The organism is Oleiphilus sp. HI0132, from assembly GCF_001635845.1.
Window position 1 is genome coordinate 1 of sequence record NZ_LWGJ01001326.1, and the last position, 1,815, is coordinate 1,815.

Consider the following 1,815-nt stretch of genomic DNA (forward strand, 5'->3'; position numbering starts at 1 on the left):
GATTTCAAACTGATCCGCTCTCAAAGCATTGATGCTTTGCATGTGACAGCCGAAGAGTATGAGCACTTGGGGACGGGTGCCAGGCACCTGCATTTTGCGACCACTAATACCGAAAACGTATTTTTGGTAGGTCTAAAAACAGTTCCGACTGACAACTCTGGCGTCGCACATATTCTTGAGCATACGGCACTGTGTGGTAGCGAGAAATATCCGGTTCGTGACCCCTTCTTTATGATGATCCGCCGATCCTTAAATACTTTTATGAATGCCTTTACCAGTAGTGACTGGACGGCTTACCCTTTTGCAAGTAAAAACAAGAAAGATTTTAATAATCTTCTCGAAGTGTATCTCGATGCAGTTTTCTTCTCTCGACTCGACGAGATGGATTTTCTACAAGAGGGCATCGACTTGAGTTTGAAAAAGCAGATGATGCCAATAGCGATCTGAGTTACAAGGGTGTTGTTTATAATGAAATGAAGGGAGCGATGAGCTCACCGGTTAGTCAACTATGGCAGACATTAACGCGCCATTTGTATCCGACTACTACCTATCACTTTAATAGTGGTGGAGATCCTGAGCATATCACCGGTTTAAGTTATGATGACTTAAAAGGCTTTTACAAAAAGCACTATCATCCAAGTAATGCTGTGTTTCTGACCTTTGGCGATATTCCAGCTTATGAGCACCATTGTCACTTTCAGGGTTACGCTTTATCCAGATTCTCTAAAGAAGATCACCGAATCAGAATCAACGATGAGCAACGCTATTGTGCACCGATTCGGATTCAGGAAAATTACCCCGTTGAAAAAGATGAGCCGACCGAACATAAGACGCACATTGTTGTCTCATGGTTGTTAGGTTACAGCTTTGATTTGGAACAAAACCTCGAAGCACATCTATTGGCTGATGTGTTGTTTGAGAACAGTGCTGCACCATTGCAGCGAGCATTAGAGGCTTCAAAGCTAGGGCATGCGCCATCACCCTTGTGTGGTTTGGAAGACTCTAACCGAGAAATGGCTTTTGCGTGTGGTTTAGAGGGAAGTGAACCGGGTAAAGAGGAAGAGCTAGAAGCAGAAATCTTCGCTGTGTTAGAGAAAGTTGCCCAAGAAGGTGTTGCTAAAGAACGTTTGGATGCGGTATTGCATCAGCTTGAGTTAAGTCAGCGAGAAATTGCGGGAGACAGTTACCCTTACGGTTTGCAGTTGATACTCGGCGCATTGCCTTCGATGTTGCACGGTGGCGACCCGGTCGCATTGCTAGACCTTGAGCCGGTGATTGAAAAGTTAAGAGAGCGCGTTAAAGACCCTGAATATTTCAAATCTTTGGTGAAAAAGCACTTATTGGATAACTCACACCGAGTCACTTTATCTCTTCGTCCGGATACTTCTTACGATGAGGTCAGAACAGCTCTGCTAACGAAGCAACTAGCTGAAATTAAGCAGAATCTGAACGAGGAAGAGAAGCAAAAGGTCATAGATCAGGCGGAAGCCTTGAAGCAGCGTCAGATCATGAAAGATGATGAATCGATCTTGCCTAAGGTTGGCATTCCAGACGTGCCCCTGCATTTACACTTCCCCAAAGGCGAACCAGCCAAAGTTTCGGATAATATTACTTGTTACCACCAAGGCACAAATGGCTTGGTCTATCAGCAGATTATTATTGATATGCCTGAGCTTAGCGAAGACTTGCAAGCACTCTTGCCGATTTATACTGCCGTGGTTACCGCTCTAGGTGCGGGCGAGAGCAGTTACCTGGAAATGCAGAATAAGCAGTCTGCTTTAACTGGTGGCCTGGGAGCGTACAGCTCCGTTAAGG

The 1,815-nt window shown here is 45.1% G+C and carries 2 protein-coding genes; both read left to right on the forward strand.

What is annotated here, in order from left to right:
- The coding region (locus A3766_RS32130) for an insulinase family protein (RefSeq protein ID WP_231882938.1) at positions 1 to 447 on the forward strand (447 nt) is incomplete at its 5' end.
- A 38-nt stretch (positions 448 to 485) separates the two neighbouring features.
- A partial coding sequence (locus A3766_RS20230; protein ID WP_231882939.1) for an insulinase family protein occupies positions 486 to 1,815 on the forward strand: 1,330 nt, incomplete at its 3' end.